The organism is Pelagicoccus albus, assembly GCF_014230145.1.
Classification (GTDB): domain Bacteria; phylum Verrucomicrobiota; class Verrucomicrobiia; order Opitutales; family Opitutaceae; genus Pelagicoccus; species Pelagicoccus albus.
In genome coordinates, this window is sequence record NZ_JACHVC010000013.1 from 904,489 (window position 1) to 923,098 (window position 18,610).

The window sequence follows — 18,610 nt, forward strand, 5'->3', positions numbered from 1 at the left end:
GGCCCAAGCGATGTTTCTCGATTGGAATCCGCTTTGAACCCATTAGCTTAGCGAGCTATCCCCTCTGAACCCACCCCATACCATCCAAGTTCCTATTCTCTAAATTCACGGGTCGGGCTTAACTTGACACTTAATTTATCGTTAAACTAACCTCAATACCATGAGACTCCCCATATCCTTACGAACCCTGATCGTAGCCCTATCGCTACTGGCCATTCCAATTTCCTGGGCTCAAATCCCAGCCCAGCTCCTCGACGAGGGTTGGCTTTTTCATGCTGGAGACCTTGAGTCCGTAGCCGACGCTCAAACGCCTGCTACCTTCGCGGGCGAGCCGGTTCACATGCCGCACGACTGGGCCGCAGCCGGCCCCTTCGATCCTGAAGAGCATGGAGGCACGGGCAAGCTGCCCTGGAAGGGTATAGGCTGGTACCGCACCGAGTTGGATATCCCTGCAGAAGCGGAAGGCCAACGCGTCTACCTCGATTTCGACGGAGCCATGGCCTTCCCGGTCATCTATCTCAACGGTGAGGAAGTCGGATCATGGGACTACGGATACACGCCCTTCCGCATCGACATCACCGACCACGTGAAAGCAGGCGAAAGCAACGTCCTCGCAGTTAAGCTGGATACCCAGAAGTGGTCTTCTCGCTGGTATCCGGGAGCCGGGCTCTATCGCAAGGTCACGCTCGTTTTCGACCAACAAATCCACTTCGCGAACTGGGGAGTGGGCGTTTCCACCGATGGTGACGAGCTGCTCGGCCTGCCCGCGGAAAATGCGATTCTCTCCATCGAGGTTGAAAACCACACCGACGCGGAAACCGCTCTCGTAATTGAAACGGAGATCCTGGATCCAGCAGGCAAAACAGTTGCCACTGAAACATTGGAAGCCTCCGCCCTTTCAGATGCGACCACCCATCTCGGTATGGAGCTGCATGTAGCCAATCCAGAACTTTGGGATGTCGATTCGCCAAAACTCTACGCGGCCAAAGTGAAGTTGCTCGATTCAGAAGGAGAACTGCTCGACGAGTACGAAACGAATTTTGGATTCCGCACTTTCGCTTTCACCGCTGACGACGGCTTCCACCTAAACGGTCGCCGCGTACAGCTAAAAGGAGTCAACCTTCACTCCGACCTCGGGCCGTTGGGAATGGCATTTAACTACCACGCCCAAAAGCGTCAGCTAGAGATCATGATGGAGATGGGGGTCAATGCGATCCGCACCTCCCACAACCCTCCAGCCAAAGAACTGCTAGAGCTCTGCGACGAGCTCGGCCTCGTAGTATGGGACGAAGTATTCGATAAATGGGGATGGACCGCGGGACGCGACGATTTGACACCACCGCTCATGCCATTTGCCCATCGCCAGATCGAGAACACCTTGAAGCGTGATCGCAACCATCCATCCGTGGTGATCTGGTCTATCGGAAACGAAGTACAAGGCGGCGACGCGGGAGACGGCATCACACCGGAGCGTACCGCCATGCTAGCCGGATTTGCCCGCACGATCGACGCCCATCGGCCTATCGCCATGGCCTGCCATATTCCTCCCCTCACCAACGGGGAAAACTTCGCTTCACTCGACCTCGCTGGCTGGAACTACGCTCGCCGCTACGCCCGCTTCCGCTCCGTCTGGCCTGAAAAGCCGATCGTATATTCTGAGTCGGCTTCCGCTTTCAGCACACGAGGCTACTACGATCCTGAGCTCGCAACTCGCAAATCCGACTACGGAAAGCCGTATGAGATTTCCTCATACGACGTCACCGCGGCCTATTGGTCGGACGTTCCCGACAAGGAATTTGAGTTGATGGAAAACGATTCCTATGTCGCGGGCGAATTCGTCTGGACCGGTTTCGACTATATCGGCGAACCAACTCCTTACGACGCGCAATCCCGCTCCTCGTACTTCGGCATCGTCGACCTTTGCGGCTTCCTCAAGGACCGCTTCTTCATCTACCGATCCCATTGGCGTGAAGATGTGGATACGACTCACATCTTGCCGCACTGGAATTGGGAAGGTCGTGAGGGCAAAAACGTGCCGGTATTCGTCTACACAAACGGCGACTCCGCCGAACTCTTCCTCAATGGCGAATCTCTCGGCATGCGTCGCAAGGGCGAGCGTCCAGAGCGTGGCCCCAACCTCGCTGCTTCAGCCACCGCCACCGCAAGCTCGGGCGAATCCGCCGCATTGGCTATCGATTCGGAACTCTCGACTGCCTGGATAGCTGGCGAGGAAGACCAGCCAAGCCTTACCATCGATCTCGGCCAACTCCACCCGATCAGCACCATCCAATTGGAAACAAACGGCAAAGAACACTTCTACGCTTACGTCATCGAGACCTCCAAAAACGGAAAAAAGTGGAAGCAGATCGTCGAGAAAGGAACCGAAGACCTAGAGGAATGGCAGGGCGTCACCCGAATCCTACACCAGGTCGAGGCGGAAGGCCGTTACCTGCGTATCTCCTTTGCAGAGAATCTCGGGGAATCGGAAACTGGGTTGAGCGACGTAAAAGTTTTCTCCAACCCTACGACCAACGACTACTACGACGTAACTTACGACTACCGTTTGCGTTGGGACGAAGTGACCTATCAGCCGGGCGAGTTGAAAGCAGTTTCCTACAAGGATGGCGAAGTGATCGGAGAAGCTACCGTCGAAACGACAGGCAAGCCGGTGGCTCTCCGCTTGACTCCGGAAAAGACCGAAGTCGCTGCAGATGGACAAGAGTTCGTCTATGTCACTGCTGAAGCAGTCGACTCAAAGGGACGCGCTTACCCGCTGGCCGACAACGAAATCACTTTCTCCGTTTCCGGAGCGGGCGAATTCCAGGCAACCGGAAATGGCGATTCCTACTCCTTCGTCTCCTTTAGTTCACCCGTTAGAAAGCTATTCTACGGCAAAGCTCAGCTCATCGTCCGTCCATTGGCTGGTAACGGCGGCACCATAACGATCACCGCTGAAGCCGAAGGCTTGGAAAGCGCGACGATCGAAGTCCTCGCCAAGTAGGCCAATTCAACAAGCTTTCAAGCTTCCTCCTGCGGGTCGTAATCGGCCATGCGGGAGGAAGTTTTTTTGTATCCGCCTAGCGGGCCGAGGTGGAATTGCGTTCGATCAGCTCGGTTGGAAAAACGATGTGCTTGGGCTTTTCCTTTTCCGAAGATTCGTCGGCGATGCGCTTCATGAGGATCGAAACCGCTTCTGCCCCCATCTCATTCAAGGGCTGTCTTACGGTGGTCAAAGTTGGCATGGCAACTCTGGCGACGAGCGTATCGTCAAAGCCACAAACTGAAACATCTTCCGGCACTCGGATACCCACATTGGAAAGGGCTTCTATACAACCGAAGGCCATATGGTCATTCGCGCAGAAAATCGCGTCGGGAAGCTGTTCCTTACTGTGGTTGGCCAGCCATTCCGTAGCCACACGCTTGGCTTCCACATCCCGAAATTCCATGGACTTGAGCAAGTCTTCTTCGAAATCGATACCGCCTTCTTCGAGTGCTCGCAGGTAGCCCTTGATACGACGTTCCGCGCCGATCAATCCGCGCGGACCGCTGAAATGCATGATGCGGCGGTGCCCTTTATCAACTAGGGCCTTCACCATTTGGTAGGCTCCCTCTTCTTCGTCTGATTCGAGGTTTAAGACACCGTCGATCAAGGCGTTGGCGTGCAGGCTCACACACGGCATATGAGGATCGAGGCCTTTGGCGAATTCTTCGGTTACGACTGGAGCGATCAAAATCATACCGTCGATACGGCCATCGAATGCCCGCTCGAGCTGCTGTATCGCGTCCTTCCAGGTTTTCAAAGTGAAGACCGTGACGTTCTGGTTGTGAAGATTCGCCCCTTTGACGATCCCATTGAAAACCTCTAGGAAATAGTGGTTCAACTCCTCGCCTTCCATAACGATGACCGCACCGATCGCGTTCATCCTGCGATTGACGAGGGCACGTGCCGCAACGTTAGGACGATACTTGAGTTTGGCCGCAGCTTCTTTGATTCGGCGTTTGGTATCCTCGGAAATCCGCACCGATGATTTGGAGCCGTTGAGTACAGAGGAAACAGCCATAGCGGATACGCCTGCAATTCGTCCTACATCAGCCAGTGTCGGGGGTCTTTTACCTGATTTTCTTGGGGAGGAGGGCATTTAGACCACAAAAACACGACTCCTACAGTTTCTTGCAATAGGTTTTTACAAAAACGCCTAAACATTTTCACCAATCCACTCTTCACCCCGAACAGTGGAGCGTCCCACACCCGAACTTTATAAGCCTAGCTAAACCATGGCTTTACGACTCATGCTCGTGGATGAGCCTGGTCGAATGCCTGTTTGAGCCGCCCAATATTTACATGAGTGTAGATCTGGGTGGTGGAGAGCTTGGCATGCCCGAGCAACTCCTGCACAAGCCGCAGATCCGCCCCATTATCAAGCAAATGGGTGGCGTAGGAGTGGCGGATTTTGTGGGGCGTCAGATCGTGCGGCAAATCAGCCAAGGCGAGGTACTTCTTGAGCAGAAGCTGGATTCCGCGAGGGCTCCACTTGACTCGTTTGTTGCTCAAGATCACTGGATCCAAATAAGCCGTTCCCACTGCGAACTCGCGTCTCCACTTCTCCAATACCGCAATCGCGACCCGACCCAGAGGGCAAATCCGCGACTTCCCGCCCTTCCCTACGATACGGGCCACGCCCTCATCAAAACTAATCTGCCCATAGGTCAAATCGCACAACTCGCTGACTCGGAATCCCGCTCCGTAGAGCAACTCTAGAACCAGCCGATCACGCCAAGCTTGATAAGGCGTTATCGATTCATTCTCCAAAGCCAGCATGGGACCGTCTAAAAGGCGTTTGACCTGCTTTTCGGTCATGAAGGCAGGCAACTTTTTGGGGAGCTTCGGTAGCGAGAGCCCATTGAGCGGGTTCGCTTCCAGCATCCCCTGGCGTATCCAGTATTTGAAGAAAGTACGCAGCCCGGATACGTAGTTGTGAACCGTGCGACGCGAAACGCGGTTTTGCTGCTCGATGACGAAGTCTCTCGCTTCACGCAGGTTAACCTTTTCCAGCTTTCCCTGCCATTTACCGCAACTATCCAAAAACTCGAAAAACGCCTCCAAGGCGGTTTCGTAGTTGCGAACTGTATACGCGGAAAGACGACGCTCGCCGGATAAGTGACGCAAAAAGGGAGCGACCCATTTGCTTCGCCACTTTTCGGATTCGCTCATCTTCGCGCTTGGACTTCCTAGATCTCGCTCGCCGCAGCGGACACGATTCAAACGATCTTTTCTTCCTTCGTGTCTTCGGTCAGCTCTTCGCTTTCCGCCATGACTCTTCGGGCAAATTTCCGCACCGCGCTTTCCGGATCGATCCCTTTCAGGCGGCAAGCGGCAGCGATTTCGAAAAGGATATGTCCGGCCGCTTCTTCGTCCAATTCCGCAGCCATGGCTTCGATAGCGTCCATGTCTACACTCTCTCCGACCGGGATGGCCTTTTTCTTGATCTGCTTGAAGACGTCGTATGCGAAAAGCAAAGCAGGCAAAGCGGGTGGCAGATCCTTAAACGGCGAGGAGCTCACTGGTTTGCCTGCCTTCTCAGTCGCTTTGATCGCGTCCCATTGCGTCAATACTTGTTCGGAATTTTCAAGATCCACATCTCCAAAAACGTGGGGATGCCGGCGGATCAGCTTTTCGTTGATCTCCGCGGCAACCGCTTCGAAATCGAAGTGACCCTTTTCCTTGGCCAATTGGGCGTGAAACACGACTTGCAGCAGCACGTCACCGAGCTCCTCCCGCATGTGGTCCATATCGAGCTTATCGATCGTCTCCAGCAATTCGCTGCACTCATCGACCAGGCACTGGGCCAGAGACTGGTGGTCTTGTTCGATATCCCATGGGCATCCGCCCGGTCCGCGAAGACGGGCCATCGTTTCCTGCAATTCTTCAATTGAGCTCACGGGTGGCATGAAGAACACTGCTCCTGCCCATAGCAATTCCCGATCAAGCTCCGCCCGCATCAAGGGCCAAAAAAACATTCGCCATCGGCGATTGGGCCCGCAACTTCCCCAAACACGCTAGCAAAGCCAAAGGATGGACAAACTCACAGAAATCATGAACTGGAAGGCCCAGGAGATCGCGGATCGCATTCGCGAGGTGTCTGCCAGCGAACTCGAAGCATTCGCCGGACAAGCGGCGGCCCGTGGCTCATTCATCGAAGCCCTGAGAGCACCGGAGAAATTAGCCGTCATTTCCGAGATCAAGCGCCGCTCCCCCTCTGCCGGGCAAATCAAAGACCTCGGCCCTTCCGTCGAACAGGCTGAAAAATACCTTTCCGCAGGCGGCGACTGCCTTTCCATCCTTACCGACCAGAAATACTTCGGCGGCGAGCTGGCCGACCTTTCTTCGGTCACCGAAATATTCAGAAACTCCGGAAATGGGATCCCCTGCCTGCGTAAGGATTTCATGATCCACCCCATCCAGGTTTTGGAAGCGGCCCAAGCGGGCGCGTCTGCCATCCTGATTATCGTACGCGCCTTGAGCGATTCGCAGATGATGGCCCTCCGCAAAGCCGCGGACCTCGCGGGGCTCGACTCACTCTACGAAATCCATTCCGAGCCGGAGTTAGAGCGTGCCGTCGCTCAGGATGCTAAAATCATCGGCGTAAACAACCGAGACCTCGCCGTTTTCAAAACCGACCTCGCCTTCTCCGAACGCCTCATCCCGCTTTTCCCGAAGGATGTGGTTGCAGTATCGGAGAGTGGAATTTGGACCAAAGAGGATGCCGCCCGAGCGCGCGCTTGCGGAGCCAAAGCGATCCTTGTGGGCGAAGCGCTCATGAAAGCTCCGGACACCGCCGCGTTGATGAACGATTTCCATCAAGCGTAGAATCACGACTCGGTAGCGACATCCTTCCAAACGCCAATGCCTCTCTCCCCGACACAGACTCGCGAATTACTCGAGCAATTGGGACACCGCCCGCGCAAGCAATTGGGACAGAATTTCCTCATCGACGGAAACATCGTTCGCAAGTCTTTGGAACTGGCAGGCGTGTCCGAGGGGGATCACGTGGTAGAGATTGGTCCTGGCCTAGGAACCCTGACTCAAGCCTTGCACGACGCGGGTGCCATTGTCCACGCCGTCGAATTCGACCCGACTCTCGGGGCCCATATCGAGAGACTTTCAGAAAATCTGCCCAACCTTCACCTCGTCAAAGGCGACGCATTGGATTTCCCCTTGGGCGATCTGCCTGAGGAGATTTCCGACTACAAAATCGTAGCCAACCTGCCCTACGCCATCTCGACTCCCTGGATGGCTTCCGTCTTGGAAAGTCGGCTTCCCAGCGTGATGACCTTGATGCTGCAAAAAGAGGCGGCCCAACGCTACGCCGCCAAAGCGGGAACCAAACAGTTCGGAGCGATCAGCATCTTCCTGCACGCAGCCTTTGATGTTCTGCCAGGACACGACGTTTCCGGTTCCTGCTTTTATCCCAAGCCCGATGTGGGATCGACTTTGCTGCATCTCCGCCGAAAAGCGGAACCCTTCCGCTTCAGTCCCGAAAGCATTCAACTGATTCGCGAAATCTTCCAACAACGCCGCAAGCAGATTTCCTCCCTTTTGCGCAAAGCGAAAAATGAAACGGCCTCCCGTTGGCTCGCGAAACTAGAACAGGCGGGCATCGCTCCCAATGCCCGTCCTGAACAAATCGATACCGAGAGCTGGATTGCCCTCGAAAAAGTTTAGGCGTCAAGACTCCCAGTCGGTCGCTTTCACCAGACAGCCGCTGGACCCGAGAAGCATGCGACGCTGGCGTCTCAGACGCAGAAAAAACGGGATCGAAATCAGGCGGCGAATCATATTCTCGCTGCGACTGTCGAGAGTCAGGATGGAACGATCTTCACTGCTCATTCGCTTGCGAGCTCCACGCTGAGGGTTTCCAAAAAATCGACCAGCTCTCCGATGGACAGGATGTCGGATTTCGCCGCGCTCTTGCGAGTCTCGCTTTCCTCACCACGCCCTTCCCAAGACTGAACTCGCTCGAAGTCCGCAGTATCGCTTTCCGACTCCTCCACTTCGCTGGCAAATCCAAATTCTCCTTGTAGGCCCATATCCCACTGTGGGGCCCATGCTTCTTCAAATCGATTGGTTGATTTCATGGGACCACTTTAGCAGCCTACCTTAGACATATCCTGTCCTACCCCTAACTTGATGTGAGAAAATCTGAAAAAAACGAAGAACACTCCGGCGCCTGTTTCGGTCTTCACTTTCGCGAAAGCTTCGCGCTTGCCCCTCCGACTTTGGAGCTAGAAACTCACCTCCGCATGAATTCGATTTCCAAGACTTGCTTCGCCTTTTTGATCTTCGCCCTCACCGGGCTGATGGCCTCCTGCTCTGCAGACGCATCCAAGAAAAAGGAAATGCCGACTCACCTCCAGGTGGGCGAAAAAAACATCACCATCGAATTCGCACTGACCCACGCCCAGCAGGCCAAAGGCCTCATGTATCGCGACGGCATCGAAGACGACCATGGAATGCTCTTTGTCTACAAGGCTCCGCAAAGGATGTCGTACTGGATGAAGAACGTCGATTTCCCCATCGACATCGGTTTCTTCACGGCAGACGGAGTACTTCGCGAAGTTTATCCGCTCTATGCCCAAGATACTTTGTCTCGTAAATCGATTCGCGACGACATGATGTACGCTCTTGAGGTGCGCCACAAGTGGTTTAGCGACAACAACATTCGCCCTGGAGCTAAGCTAGACCTAGAAACAGTGAGGCAGGCTGTCGCCGCGTCTTCGGGCAACTAAACGCGTTCCTCGACTAGGTATTACCGAAACTCTGCATGATGGAGAGGAACGGCAGAAAGAGGGCCAGAACGATCAGAACCACCGCCCCTGCCAGCACCACAATCATCAGCGGCTGAACCATGGCCGTCAGACTGGAAATCGAGTTATCCACTTCCTCGTCGTAGACGTCTGCGATCTGTACCAGCATTTCTGGCAAGTCTCCCGTCTCTTCACCGACTTCGACCATACTGGTCACCATGGTGGGAAAAATCTTGGTCACTTCCAAAGTCGCGGCGATCCCCTCCCCATCTTTAACGCGGTTTCGCACGCTCTCCACCGCATCCATGACGTGCTTGTTTCCGCAAGCGTCTCGAGTGATCCGCAGAGCCTCCAATATCGGTACGCTACTCTCGATCAAAGTACCCAAAGTTCTCGAGAAGCGGATAACGTAGATCTTCGTGCAAAGCTCCCCCACTCCGACGAAGCGAAGTTTCAACCAATCGTAGAAACTCCTCCCCGGCCCCGTCGCCCCAAACGCCTTTTTGCCCACGACGAGACCAATTATGGCGGCCAGCACCATGTACCAATAGGCGACTAGGAATTCGCTAACGAACAAGACATACTCCGTCAGCTTCGGCATCTTATCCTCGCCGATTTCATCGATAAATATCTGCTTGAAGCTGGGCACCACAAAGATCAGTAGCCCGGTAACAATCATCACCGAAAGGATCATGACTACGGTTGGGTAAGTCATGGCGGAGGCGAGACGACTTTTCATACGTTCCGTCTTTTCCAAATAGGTCGCCAAGCGAGCGAGCGAAGTTTCGAGCATCCCGCTCGCTTCACCGGCCCGAGCCATATTCACGTAGAGAAAATCAAACTCTTTGGGGAAGGCAGCCAGAGCGTCGGAAAAGGTACTGCCCGATTGGATACTCTCGATTATGCTTCCGAGAATCCAGCGAAAGACCACGTTTTTCTCTTGATCCTTCAGCACCTCTAGCGAGCGAATCAAAGTGAGCCCCGCTTGCAGAAGCGTCGCCAGCTTCCGAGTGAATTCCGCCAAAGCTTTCTTCTTTACCGCGGAACCAAAGTACATCGGCTTCTTGCCGACTTTTCCGGTCTTGGAATTTTCCGAAGTTTCCGAACTGCCGGTAGAGCCTGGAGATTTGACGACGGATACTCTGGCAGGCGTTAGGCCATAGCCGCGGATTTGTTTTACCGCCGCCTGTCGAGACGGTGCTTCCACCAACCCGCTTCGCTCTTTACCAGCCTCGTCTATCGCTACGAATCTAAATTTCGACATACCTATTCGGATCACACAGGCATTTCGCCTTACGAGTAACGTATCACCTCATCCACCGTAGTGACACCGGTAAAAATATTCCGCAGCCCATCTTCCCGCAGGGTACGCATCCCGTTGTTGATGGCCTGTTCGCGAATGGCTACCGCTGGCCTACCTTCACTAATTAATTCGCGAATGGACTCCGAAATGGACAACATTTCAAATATCCCTAGCCGGCCGCTGTAGCCTGTATTGGCGCAAGCGGTACAGCCAGTGCCTTGAAAGAACTCCTTTTGCTGCAATATCGCAGGCTCTAACTCCAACTGCTTTAGCAAGGCGTGATCTGGCAGATAAGCGCGTTTGCAGCCGGGGCATATCTTGCGGAGCAAACGTTGAGCAAGAACTGCCTCCAAAGAGGAGGAAATAAGAAACGGCTCCACTCCCATATCCATTAATCGCGTTACGGCGCCAGCGGAATCGTTGGTGTGTAGAGTGCTGAGCACTAAGTGTCCGGTCAGGGAAGCTTGGATCGCGATTTGAGCCGTATCCAAATCACGGATTTCCCCTACCATAATGACGTCCGGATCTTGGCGTAGAAAGGACTTCAATGTACTGGCAAAAGTTAGCCCAATGTTGGGATTAACTCCCACCTGCATGATACCGTCTATCTCGTACTCGATCGGGTCTTCCGCCGTCATGAGCTTTGAATCGACTCGGTTCAGTCGCTTCAAGCAGCTGTACAAGGTGGTGGTTTTTCCCGACCCGGTGGGCCCCGTCGAAATGAAAATGCCATTAGGACGGCCGATACCTGCTTCGACTGAGTGCAAAACGTCCTCAGGCATACCAAGGGAAGTCAATTCGAGCTGCGTGGTTCCTTGGTCCAAGACGCGGAGTACCACACTTTCCCCAAACTGTGTCGGAAGTGTGGATACACGTAGATCAACATGCCGTCCTGCCACTACAAGACGGACCTTACCGTCTTGGGGGACACGTCGCTCCGCTATGTTTAGATCTCCCAAAATCTTTACGCGGGAAATAATCGGCACCGCGAGCTCACGCGGTGGTGGAGACATTTCGTAGAGGGCTCCATCGATCCGGTAGCGGATCTTGAATTCCTTTTCGAAGGGCTCGAAGTGGATATCCGAAGCCTTGTCCTTGATGGCTTGAGCAAGGACCAAATTGACAAAACGGATAATGGGCGTCTCGCCTGCCATTCCAAGCAGATCGTCTGGACTGATGTCGTCTACTCCAGCGACCTCAGACAAGTCGATCTCCTCGAGGATACCGGTGTAGTCGACGTTCTTCGGCCGATAGTAAACATCCAGTAATTCGTTAACCGTCTTCGGATCGAGCAAGCGAAGACGCACATCCCGATTCACCGCAAAAGCGACATCATCGATCACCGAAGTGTTAAAAGGGTCGGTGGTTACGATGGTAATTTGCCGCTCGTTTCCATCGACCGGGACGACTCCATGCATCCTCGCCAAGGCCGGATCGATCAAATCTATAATCTCAATCGGGATATCGTAAGGAGCATCTTTCAGTCTCTCGATTCCGAGGTAGCTCGCCACCGTATCCAAAAAGACAGACCGGCTAACCTTCCCTTCTCCGATAACGAGCTCCGCAAGCGAACGATCTTCGGCCCCCAGCTTTGCCTGCAAGCGATCCAGGGTAGGACCGTCGATCAGACTGTGGATTTGGCATAGGTCATAGACCGCTTGATTGTGGTACCGATACATGAGGTGGAATGGAAAAGAAAGTACCGGCCCTCCCGATTGGCAAGCAATCGAAAAGAACCTTCACAGACGGCGAGCGAAAAAAGGGCGAACCTACCGAATCGGTAGTCGCCCCTATATATTTCGATACGCCCTATTTCAAAAGCGTCTCAAAAGGCTAAAAATTCGCAAGCTTAGTGATGCATGGAATGAGAGCCTTCTTTGGATGCGGGCATCTTGCAGCTTTCGCCATCACACGATTCGCAAGAACACTCTCCCTCGGGACATGAGCACCCAGACGCATCCTTAGCAGAGATCGTTTCGGACACAAATCCGCAGGTCAGCATCATGGAGCCGTAGTAAGGGTTGCGAAGATCCTTGGAACCTTGGATCCAGTCCGCTCCTTTGTTCTCGAAGGCCATGGGACAGTGCATCTTGTAAGCAACTCCTTCGCCTAGTCCGGATTTCTCCAATTTGCCCAGCAGTGCGTCGGACCAATCTTTAAAAGCGACTCGGGCCGCTGCGATGTCGGAGGCTCCGGATATTGTAGAAGCTGCGTCCATTTCAGTTGAACAACAACTATCCTCGCCGCTGTTACATCCCATGGTTTCCGCATGGGCCAGAAACGCGTCCGCACCCTTTTTCGCTGCGGCGAGGTCATCGTTCGCAAGTCCCTTTTGAGTGGCGTAGTAGCCCTCCAACTGCTCGGCGGGGCAATTTTCGCAGGAGGCGGCATGCTCGGCGTCTCCACCCACACCGCAACTTCCGCAGTGAGCTTGAAGACTGGATACGGCAGCGAGAGCCGCCACGAGTGATAGGATTAGTTTTTTCATATACGATTGGGTTACTTTTTTAGTTAGTTTCAAAAAGAGAATGTTCAACTCGCGATAGCTTTTCGTGATAGTTTCCACTCCTCTAGCGAGCAGTAGAGAGCGGGAACGAGGAACACGGTGAGCAAAGCGAGGCACATACCTCCAAAGACAGGAATAGCCATGGGTATCATCACATCCGCTCCTCGCCCCGAGGAACTGAGGACGGGCAGAAGAGCCAGTAGCGTAGTCGCACTAGTCATCATGGCTGGACGAATACGCTTCATACCCGCCTCCACCACTGCCTTGCGTAGCTCCTCCTTTGTTTCAGGGCACCGCTCCTCCAGAGAGGTCTTCAAATAGGAGCACACGAGAACCCCGTCATCGGTGGCTGTTCCAAATAGAGCGAGAAAGCCTACCCAAACCGCAACGCTTAGGTTAATGGTATCCACCTGAAACAGATCGCGTAGATCCACCCCAAATAACGACAAGTCGAGAAACCAAGGCTGCCCGTAAAGCCAGAGCATGATAAAACCGCCCGACCAGGCGAAGGCCACCCCCGAGAAAACGATAAAGGTGGTGATCGTTTTCCGAAATTGGAAATAGAGTAAAAGCCAGATCAACAGCAAAGCGACAGGAAGCACGAGCCGCAGCGTTTTGGCCGCCCTAATCTGCCCCAGATAGGTGCCGGTAAATTCATAATGCACACCTGAAGGAATCGTAAGCTCACCGGACTCCTGCCGTTCTTGAAGAAACGAGCTGAGGGCTTCCACCGCATCCACCTCTGCAAGACCGTCTACTGGCTCAAATAGAACGTAGGCCATGAGAAAGGTATTCTCGCTTTTGATGACTTGGGGGCCACGTCGATACCGAATTTCAGCCAACTGGCCCAAAGGAATCTGCGTGCCGTCCGGAGCCGCTATCAGCACTCGCCCAATTGCCTCCACCGAATCACGCATTTCCCGCTGGTACCTGACTTGTATGGGGTACCGTTCACGACCTTCTACAGTGTAGCCCACGACCTTTCCTCCGATCGCTATCTCAATCACGTCCTGCACGTTTTGAATGCTGATTCCATAGCGGGCGATCGCTGACCGATCGATATCAACCTCCACGTATGGTTTTCCCACTACGCGGTCCGCGAACACGGTTTCGGTTTTAAGAACCGATGATTTTTTGAGTACGGATTCGATCTGCAGAGTCGACTCTTCAAGTGTATCAAGATCCGCCGCAAAAACCTTCAAGCCCATTGTCGCTCGCAAGCCAGTTTGTAGCATAATCCTACGAGTCTCGATCGGTTGAAGCTTAGGGGCTTCAGTGACTCCCGGAATCCGCGAAACGCGAGCGATCTCCTTCCAAATATCATCCGCCGACTGAATCTCGTCACGCCACTGCCTGACCTGGTTTCCCTCCTCGTCCTCAGCGTACTCCGGCTTGTAGGTGATGACTGTCTCAATCATCGAAACAGGAGCGGGATCGAGTGAGCTTTCCACACGCCCGATTTTGCCGACCACTGTCTCCACTTCTGGGATACTCTTAATCGCCATGTCCTGCTTTCGTAGCACATCCATAGCCTCCCCAATAGAAGCATGAGCCATAGTAGTTGGCATCGAAAGAAAGGAACCTTCGTCCAAGGCCGGCATGAACTCCCTCCCTAAACCGGGAAATGCCTCGTCCGCAGCCTGCCATGCTCGAGTTTCCTTCACCCAATCTGGAGCGAACGCAGTCAACTTGGAAGCCCCCAGCCACACAGCGAGACCGCAAAGCAAAATCAAAAGACAGCCCGATAGAAAGAGTCCTTTTGCCTGAAGTATCCAGTTTAGGACCACCGGATAAAGCCGGATCATCAAATGAGCCGCTAAAAGCAGGGGCCCAAGGACGAGCACTACAAATACGATGTTGCTTAGTTGCGCCCCCGGCCCGATGGGCTGCCAGTCCTGAGCTAAGTACAAGGCCAAAAGCAAGGCCGCGCAGATCGCGATCCAATCCTTACCACCAAAACCTTTTTTCTTCTCGGTTGCTACTTTTCCTCGACGATAAAACAGATGGACAAGGGCTGGGACCAAGGTGAGAGCGACCAAAATGCTACCGAGCAAGGTAAAGGTTTTGGTGAAAGCCAAAGGCCTAAACAAGCGTCCTTCTTCCGCCACCATTGTGAAGACTGGCAGAAAACTCACCACGGTCGTAAGGACGGATGTTAGGACCGCTCCACCTACTTCAGAGCAGCCCTCGAAAATAGTTTCCAAACGCGACTTACCGGGGGGTGCCGACTCCAATCTGCGGAGACAATTTTCAACCAACACAATCGCCATGTCCACAATCGTGCCCACCGCGATCGAGATCCCCGAGAGGGCTACGATGTTTGCATCGACTCCTACCAGACTCATTCCGAGAAAGGCGCTCAAAACTGCTAAAGGCAAAACACTGGAGACGAGGACCGCGCTTCGAAGCCGCAACAGCATGACGAGTACAACAATCACCGTAACCAAAATCTGCTGACGCACTGCGGTCTCGAGAGTGCCTAAAGTTTCGTCGATCAATCCTGACCGGTCGTAGAACGGAACGATCGTCAATTGGCTGACTCTACCATCTTCCAATTCCTTGCTGGGCAAGCTACTCTCCAAAGCATCAATTTTCTCCTTAACACGGGAAATGACAGCCATCGGGTTCTCGCCAAAGCGAGCTACCACGACTCCACCAACTGCTTCCGTACCTTCCTTATCGAGTGCGCCTCGACGCAAAGCTGGACCGAATTCCACTTTCGCCAGTTGTCCCAAGGTAATGGGTACATTGTCTTTTTCGGCGACGACGGCCTTTCTAAGATCTTCCAGGTTTTTGACAAAGCCAAGGCCGCGAACCAGATACTCAGCTTGATTGATCTCGATGGTCCGAGCCCCTACGTCCACGTTGCTAGCCGAGACTGCTTGGGCCACATCTTGCAAAGTAACTTGATAGGCCCGAAGCGCGTCCGGATCTACTTCGACCTGATATTCCTTCACGAACCCGCCGATGGATGCGACTTCCGCGACCCCTTTTACGCTCTGCAGACTATAGCGAACAAACCAATCCTGCACGCTGCGAAGTTCCGCGAGGTCCCAACCTCCAGCCGGATTTCCTTCCTTGTCCCGACCCTCGATGGTATACCAAAAGACTTGTCCCAGCGCGGTCGCATCCGGGCCCAATCTCGGTTGAACGCTGTCCGGCAAGGTCCCACTCGGCAAGCTAGCCAGTTTTTCGAGGATCCGAGTCCGCGACCAATAGAAGTCTACCCCGTCTTCGAAAATGATGTAGATCGAAGAGAAGCCGAAGCTGGAACTGCTGCGAATGGTCTGAACCCCTGGCAATCCGAGCAAGGCGGTCGTTAGCGGATAAGTTACTTGGTCCTCAATATCTTGAGGCGAGCGACCGCTCCATTCCGTGAATACGATCTGCTGATTGTCACCGGTATCCGGTATAGCGTCAACCGGTACCGGATGTCGCGGCAAGCCATCCAGCTCCCAATCAAATGGCGATACCACGAGGCCGGCCGTCACGAGAAAGGCGGCTAGCAAAAAGACAACCAGCTTGTTCTCTAAGCTGAATCGGATGAGGCGATCAATCATTGCCGTAATCCCTCACAACTTCTCCACAGGTTAGCATGGACGCCCCGAAAAACGGATTCCTCAGCTGATCGTTTCCTTGTATCCAATCCGCTCCTCGATCCGAATAAACCATAGGACAGTGCATTCTCCACAGGCTTCGATCCAAGCTTTCACTGTTAGACTCAAGACTGTCGATTACGAGAGCAGACAAGTCATCGAAATAAGGACGGCGCATCGACTCCAAATCCTCCGCCGCAGCCAGACCACCTAAGCTCGCCGCGAGCGAACCTGAATCAACAGCGATCTCCTGCAACTCAGAGACTGCAGACTTCGCCAACGCTAAGTCGTCTGAGGCGAGAGCGTCTTGAAGTTCTAAATACGTATCAAGGATCGCTTCGAGTTGCTCCGAACCCAAAAGTGATTCCGCCATAGGCATTTCAGAATCGGAACTGTGCTCATGCGGCGTATCCATGCTCATCATACTCGGCTTAGCCTGTATTTGCAGCGAGCTGTCGATTTTGAAAGCTCCCCTCGCTACGACACGCTCTCCTTCCGCAATTCCGTCCAAAGCGATGAACGAGTCGCCTACCCGAGAACCTATGGTGATCTCACGTCCCTCATAGTTCCGTTCAGGCCCGGTTCCCGTTTCCACATAAACCACGGAACGCTCACCCGTCCACAACACCGCGGAAGCAGGGATAAGGATCGGAGCAGATACCGCGGCTTCGTCCGTATACCCCAGTTCGCTGGCAGGTACGAGCGCCATGCCGCATACATCGCAATTGCCCGGCTCGTCCTTGACCACTTCCGGATGCATCGGGCTGATCCATTTTCCGGCGAGCTCTGGCGAGAAAACTCCGCCCTCTTCCGTGATCATCGCTTTGGCATACCCGGTAGCGAACATTCCTGGCTTCAGGCGGCCATCCGAATTCTCCACGTTTATCCGAACACTCGCCGATCGTGTCGCCGGATCTAGCTCTGGCGAAATGAAGGAGACTCGCCCCTCGAAACGCTCTTCTCCATAGCTATCCACGGAAAATGCCACTTTTTGCCCGATTCTCAGCCACGGGAGATCCGACTCGTAAGCATCAAGCATCAACCAGAGATGACTGTAGTCGGCGATTTCGAACAAGACACTCCCTTCCTGCAAGTAGTCGCCTTCTTTGACATGTTTCATGGTGACAACGCCGCCCATGGGAGCTCGCAATTCGAAGCGATCGGATTCGCCGCGGGTCCGGATCTCGTCAATCTGGTCCTCCTCCAATCCCCAGCGTCTCAGTTTTCTCCTGGCGGCTTCCACAAAAGTCCCATCTGACTCTCGCTCGTAGGCCAACAAAAGCTCCCGTTGAGCGCTCAAAAGTTCGGGGCTGTAAATACTGGCCAAGTGGTCCCCCTGCTGCACCCTGATACCTGTGTAATTGACAAACAGCTCCTCAATTCGAGCAGGAAAACGAGCGCTGATGGATCGCACTTTTGTTTCGTCAAGGCTGAGCGAGCCCACCAGCCGAATGGAGATTTCCGGCAAGTTCCTTTCGACCTCAGTTGTTTCAACTTCCGCAAGGGCTCGAGCCGCCTCTCCCATTTTGACGAGTACCCCTTCGCCTCCGCTGGATTGATCCGCCAGAATAAGATCCATTCCACAAATAGGACAATCCCCGGGTGCGTTTTGCCGGATCTGAGGATGCATCGAGCAGGTCCAGATCTCCTCTGGTTCCGCGCCATGGTCATGCGTTCCTGAATGTTCGGAGATCGGTTTCTCCGGAGAAAAGGTGCAGCGACCGACCAAAAAGGCCGACGCAGCGACAAGGATGTAGCCCAGATAAGCGAATTGCTTTTTCATCTGCGTAAAAATGTTGGAGCCAACAAAAATAAAGTCGGCGGGAGTGCTTGATTGATTGGCCAATGAAAGGACATTGGCCCAAGTGAGGATAGCCGCGACCCGCAAAGGGTCTCAAAAGCGGTCTAGTGGCGTTTGTCTATTACGAGCCCCAAAAGGGCTGACACCCGATCAATCAAAGCGTGTAGACGCAGCGCTCCTGTCTAGACAGATTGGCCTCGAGTGGAGGGCAACTGTACGGAGCACGCGAATAAGAAGCGTCGGAAACCAGAGGAGAAGCGACCAGCAGAGTGTCTGCCCATATACTGAAAACCGGTAAGAAGGCTGGACGCGCGAGGTGCGAACCAAAATCGGTTTCCAGAATTTTCGAGAGCCGATCGATCTGGTGCGGGCACTCATCGTGACCCGCGGATTGCTCCGCCTCCGAAGCCGCTTCATTTTGCATGGAACAACACGCATGCATCTCCTGCTTCGGAGCGTTATCGCCGATGTGAGCAAGCAAGCCATCAATGCCAAAGCAGCAGCACAGCGGATTCGCTAAAGCTGCTACGATTATTAGGGTGATGGCCTTAAAACTGCTCACGGTTCGATTTTCCTAAAAATGGCAAGCATCGGCTTCA

General features: G+C 53.9%; 16 protein-coding genes. 5 read left to right on the forward strand and 11 right to left on the reverse strand.

Annotated elements, in window-relative coordinates; genetic code table 11:
- The first annotated feature begins 160 nt into the window (after window positions 1-160).
- Entirely contained in the window at window positions 161-3,001 is a 2,841-nt protein-coding gene (locus tag H5P27_RS19005; RefSeq protein ID WP_185662004.1) for a glycoside hydrolase family 2 TIM barrel-domain containing protein, read from the forward strand.
- 76 nt (window positions 3,002-3,077) lie between these two features.
- Here the strand turns inward: H5P27_RS19005 and H5P27_RS19010 are convergent, their stop codons facing one another.
- The 3 genes from H5P27_RS19010 to mazG form a co-directional block, all read right to left on the reverse strand.
- Entirely contained in the window at window positions 3,078-4,139 is a 1,062-nt protein-coding gene (locus H5P27_RS19010) for a LacI family DNA-binding transcriptional regulator (protein ID WP_185662005.1), read from the reverse strand.
- Window positions 4,140-4,288: 149 nt separating this feature from the next.
- Window positions 4,289-5,212 carry a tyrosine recombinase XerC gene (locus tag H5P27_RS19015; protein ID WP_185662006.1) on the reverse strand — a complete coding sequence of 308 codons (924 nt, stop codon included), beginning with the start codon at window positions 5,210-5,212 and terminating at the stop codon, window positions 4,289-4,291.
- A gap of 47 nt (window positions 5,213-5,259) precedes the next feature.
- Complete coding sequence (gene mazG / locus H5P27_RS19020; protein ID WP_185662007.1) at window positions 5,260-6,018, reverse strand: nucleoside triphosphate pyrophosphohydrolase; 759 nt, start codon at window positions 6,016-6,018, stop codon at window positions 5,260-5,262.
- 55 nt (window positions 6,019-6,073) lie between these two features.
- On the opposite strand from mazG, the gene H5P27_RS19025 reads away from it, so the two are divergent.
- Both H5P27_RS19025 and rsmA read left to right on the forward strand, forming a co-directional pair.
- Window positions 6,074-6,868: an indole-3-glycerol phosphate synthase TrpC gene (locus H5P27_RS19025; protein WP_185662008.1), complete on the forward strand. Its 795-nt coding sequence runs from the start codon at window positions 6,074-6,076 to the stop codon at window positions 6,866-6,868.
- 36 nt (window positions 6,869-6,904) lie between these two features.
- Window positions 6,905-7,723 (forward strand): 16S rRNA (adenine(1518)-N(6)/adenine(1519)-N(6))-dimethyltransferase RsmA, encoded by an 819-nt coding sequence (gene rsmA / locus H5P27_RS19030; RefSeq protein WP_185662009.1) that lies wholly within the window; start codon window positions 6,905-6,907, stop codon window positions 7,721-7,723.
- A 3-nt stretch (window positions 7,724-7,726) separates the two neighbouring features.
- On the opposite strand, the gene H5P27_RS19035 is transcribed toward rsmA, so the two are convergent.
- Together H5P27_RS19035 and H5P27_RS19040 are read right to left on the reverse strand one after the other, a co-directional pair.
- A complete protein-coding gene (locus H5P27_RS19035) occupies window positions 7,727-7,888 on the reverse strand; it encodes a hypothetical protein (RefSeq protein WP_185662010.1) in 162 nt (53 codons plus the stop codon).
- Window positions 7,885-8,136 carry a hypothetical protein gene (locus H5P27_RS19040; protein WP_185662011.1) on the reverse strand — a complete coding sequence of 84 codons (252 nt, stop codon included), beginning with the start codon at window positions 8,134-8,136 and terminating at the stop codon, window positions 7,885-7,887. The genes H5P27_RS19035 and H5P27_RS19040 overlap by 4 nt, the downstream gene beginning before the upstream one ends.
- A 54-nt stretch (window positions 8,137-8,190) precedes the next feature.
- On the opposite strand from H5P27_RS19040, the gene H5P27_RS19875 reads away from it, so the two are divergent.
- Window positions 8,191-8,787, forward strand: coding sequence for a DUF192 domain-containing protein (locus tag H5P27_RS19875; protein WP_185662012.1), 597 nt, complete (start codon window positions 8,191-8,193; stop codon window positions 8,785-8,787).
- 13 nt (window positions 8,788-8,800) lie between these two features.
- Here H5P27_RS19875 and H5P27_RS19050 read toward each other — a convergent pair whose 3' ends face one another.
- Both H5P27_RS19050 and H5P27_RS19055 read right to left on the reverse strand, forming a co-directional pair.
- Complete coding sequence (locus H5P27_RS19050) at window positions 8,801-10,069, reverse strand: type II secretion system F family protein (protein WP_185662013.1); 1,269 nt, start codon at window positions 10,067-10,069, stop codon at window positions 8,801-8,803.
- Window positions 10,070-10,098: 29 nt separating this feature from the next.
- Window positions 10,099-11,787, reverse strand: coding sequence for a GspE/PulE family protein (locus H5P27_RS19055; RefSeq protein WP_185662014.1), 1,689 nt, complete (start codon window positions 11,785-11,787; stop codon window positions 10,099-10,101).
- An 8-nt stretch (window positions 11,788-11,795) separates the two neighbouring features.
- Between H5P27_RS19055 and H5P27_RS19665 the strand changes: the two genes are divergently transcribed.
- Window positions 11,796-11,945, forward strand: a complete 150-nt coding sequence (locus H5P27_RS19665) for a hypothetical protein (protein ID WP_221774793.1) — start codon at window positions 11,796-11,798, stop codon at window positions 11,943-11,945.
- A gap of 12 nt (window positions 11,946-11,957) precedes the next feature.
- On the opposite strand, the gene H5P27_RS19060 is transcribed toward H5P27_RS19665, so the two are convergent.
- The 4 genes from H5P27_RS19060 to H5P27_RS19075 form a co-directional block, all read right to left on the reverse strand.
- On the reverse strand, window positions 11,958-12,596 hold the full coding sequence (locus H5P27_RS19060; RefSeq protein WP_185662015.1) for a DUF3347 domain-containing protein: 639 nt from the start codon (window positions 12,594-12,596) through the stop codon (window positions 11,958-11,960).
- A gap of 44 nt (window positions 12,597-12,640) precedes the next feature.
- Window positions 12,641-16,174 carry an efflux RND transporter permease subunit gene (locus H5P27_RS19065; protein WP_185662016.1) on the reverse strand — a complete coding sequence of 1,178 codons (3,534 nt, stop codon included), beginning with the start codon at window positions 16,172-16,174 and terminating at the stop codon, window positions 12,641-12,643.
- Window positions 16,167-17,993, reverse strand: a complete 1,827-nt coding sequence (locus H5P27_RS19070; RefSeq protein ID WP_185662017.1) for a heavy metal-binding domain-containing protein — start codon at window positions 17,991-17,993, stop codon at window positions 16,167-16,169. Before H5P27_RS19070 ends, H5P27_RS19065 begins: the two co-directional genes overlap by 8 nt.
- Window positions 17,994-18,165: 172 nt before the next feature.
- Window positions 18,166-18,573: a hypothetical protein gene (locus tag H5P27_RS19075; RefSeq protein ID WP_185662018.1), complete on the reverse strand. Its 408-nt coding sequence runs from the start codon at window positions 18,571-18,573 to the stop codon at window positions 18,166-18,168.
- Between the last annotated feature and the right edge of the window lie 37 nt (window positions 18,574-18,610).

Bases quoted from the DNA above. Each gene is read 5' to 3' on its own strand.
- H5P27_RS19005 (WP_185662004.1), top strand. From the start codon at position 161: ATGAGACTCCCCATATCCTTACGAACCCTGATCGTAGCCCTATCGCTA.
- H5P27_RS19010 (WP_185662005.1), bottom strand. From the start codon at position 4,139: ATGCCCTCCTCCCCAAGAAAATCAGGTAAAAGACCCCCGACACTGGCT.
- H5P27_RS19015 (WP_185662006.1), bottom strand. From the start codon at position 5,212: ATGAGCGAATCCGAAAAGTGGCGAAGCAAATGGGTCGCTCCCTTTTTG.
- mazG (WP_185662007.1), bottom strand. From the start codon at position 6,018: ATGTTTTTTTGGCCCTTGATGCGGGCGGAGCTTGATCGGGAATTGCTA.
- H5P27_RS19025 (WP_185662008.1), top strand. From the start codon at position 6,074: ATGGACAAACTCACAGAAATCATGAACTGGAAGGCCCAGGAGATCGCG.
- rsmA (WP_185662009.1), top strand. From the start codon at position 6,905: ATGCCTCTCTCCCCGACACAGACTCGCGAATTACTCGAGCAATTGGGA.
- H5P27_RS19035 (WP_185662010.1), bottom strand. From the start codon at position 7,888: ATGAGCAGTGAAGATCGTTCCATCCTGACTCTCGACAGTCGCAGCGAG.
- H5P27_RS19040 (WP_185662011.1), bottom strand. From the start codon at position 8,136: ATGAAATCAACCAATCGATTTGAAGAAGCATGGGCCCCACAGTGGGAT.
- H5P27_RS19050 (WP_185662013.1), bottom strand. From the start codon at position 10,069: ATGTCGAAATTTAGATTCGTAGCGATAGACGAGGCTGGTAAAGAGCGA.
- H5P27_RS19055 (WP_185662014.1), bottom strand. From the start codon at position 11,787: ATGTATCGGTACCACAATCAAGCGGTCTATGACCTATGCCAAATCCAC.
- H5P27_RS19665 (WP_221774793.1), top strand. From the start codon at position 11,796: ATGGAAAAGAAAGTACCGGCCCTCCCGATTGGCAAGCAATCGAAAAGA.
- H5P27_RS19060 (WP_185662015.1), bottom strand. From the start codon at position 12,596: ATGAAAAAACTAATCCTATCACTCGTGGCGGCTCTCGCTGCCGTATCC.
- H5P27_RS19065 (WP_185662016.1), bottom strand. From the start codon at position 16,174: ATGATTGATCGCCTCATCCGATTCAGCTTAGAGAACAAGCTGGTTGTC.
- H5P27_RS19070 (WP_185662017.1), bottom strand. From the start codon at position 17,993: ATGAAAAAGCAATTCGCTTATCTGGGCTACATCCTTGTCGCTGCGTCG.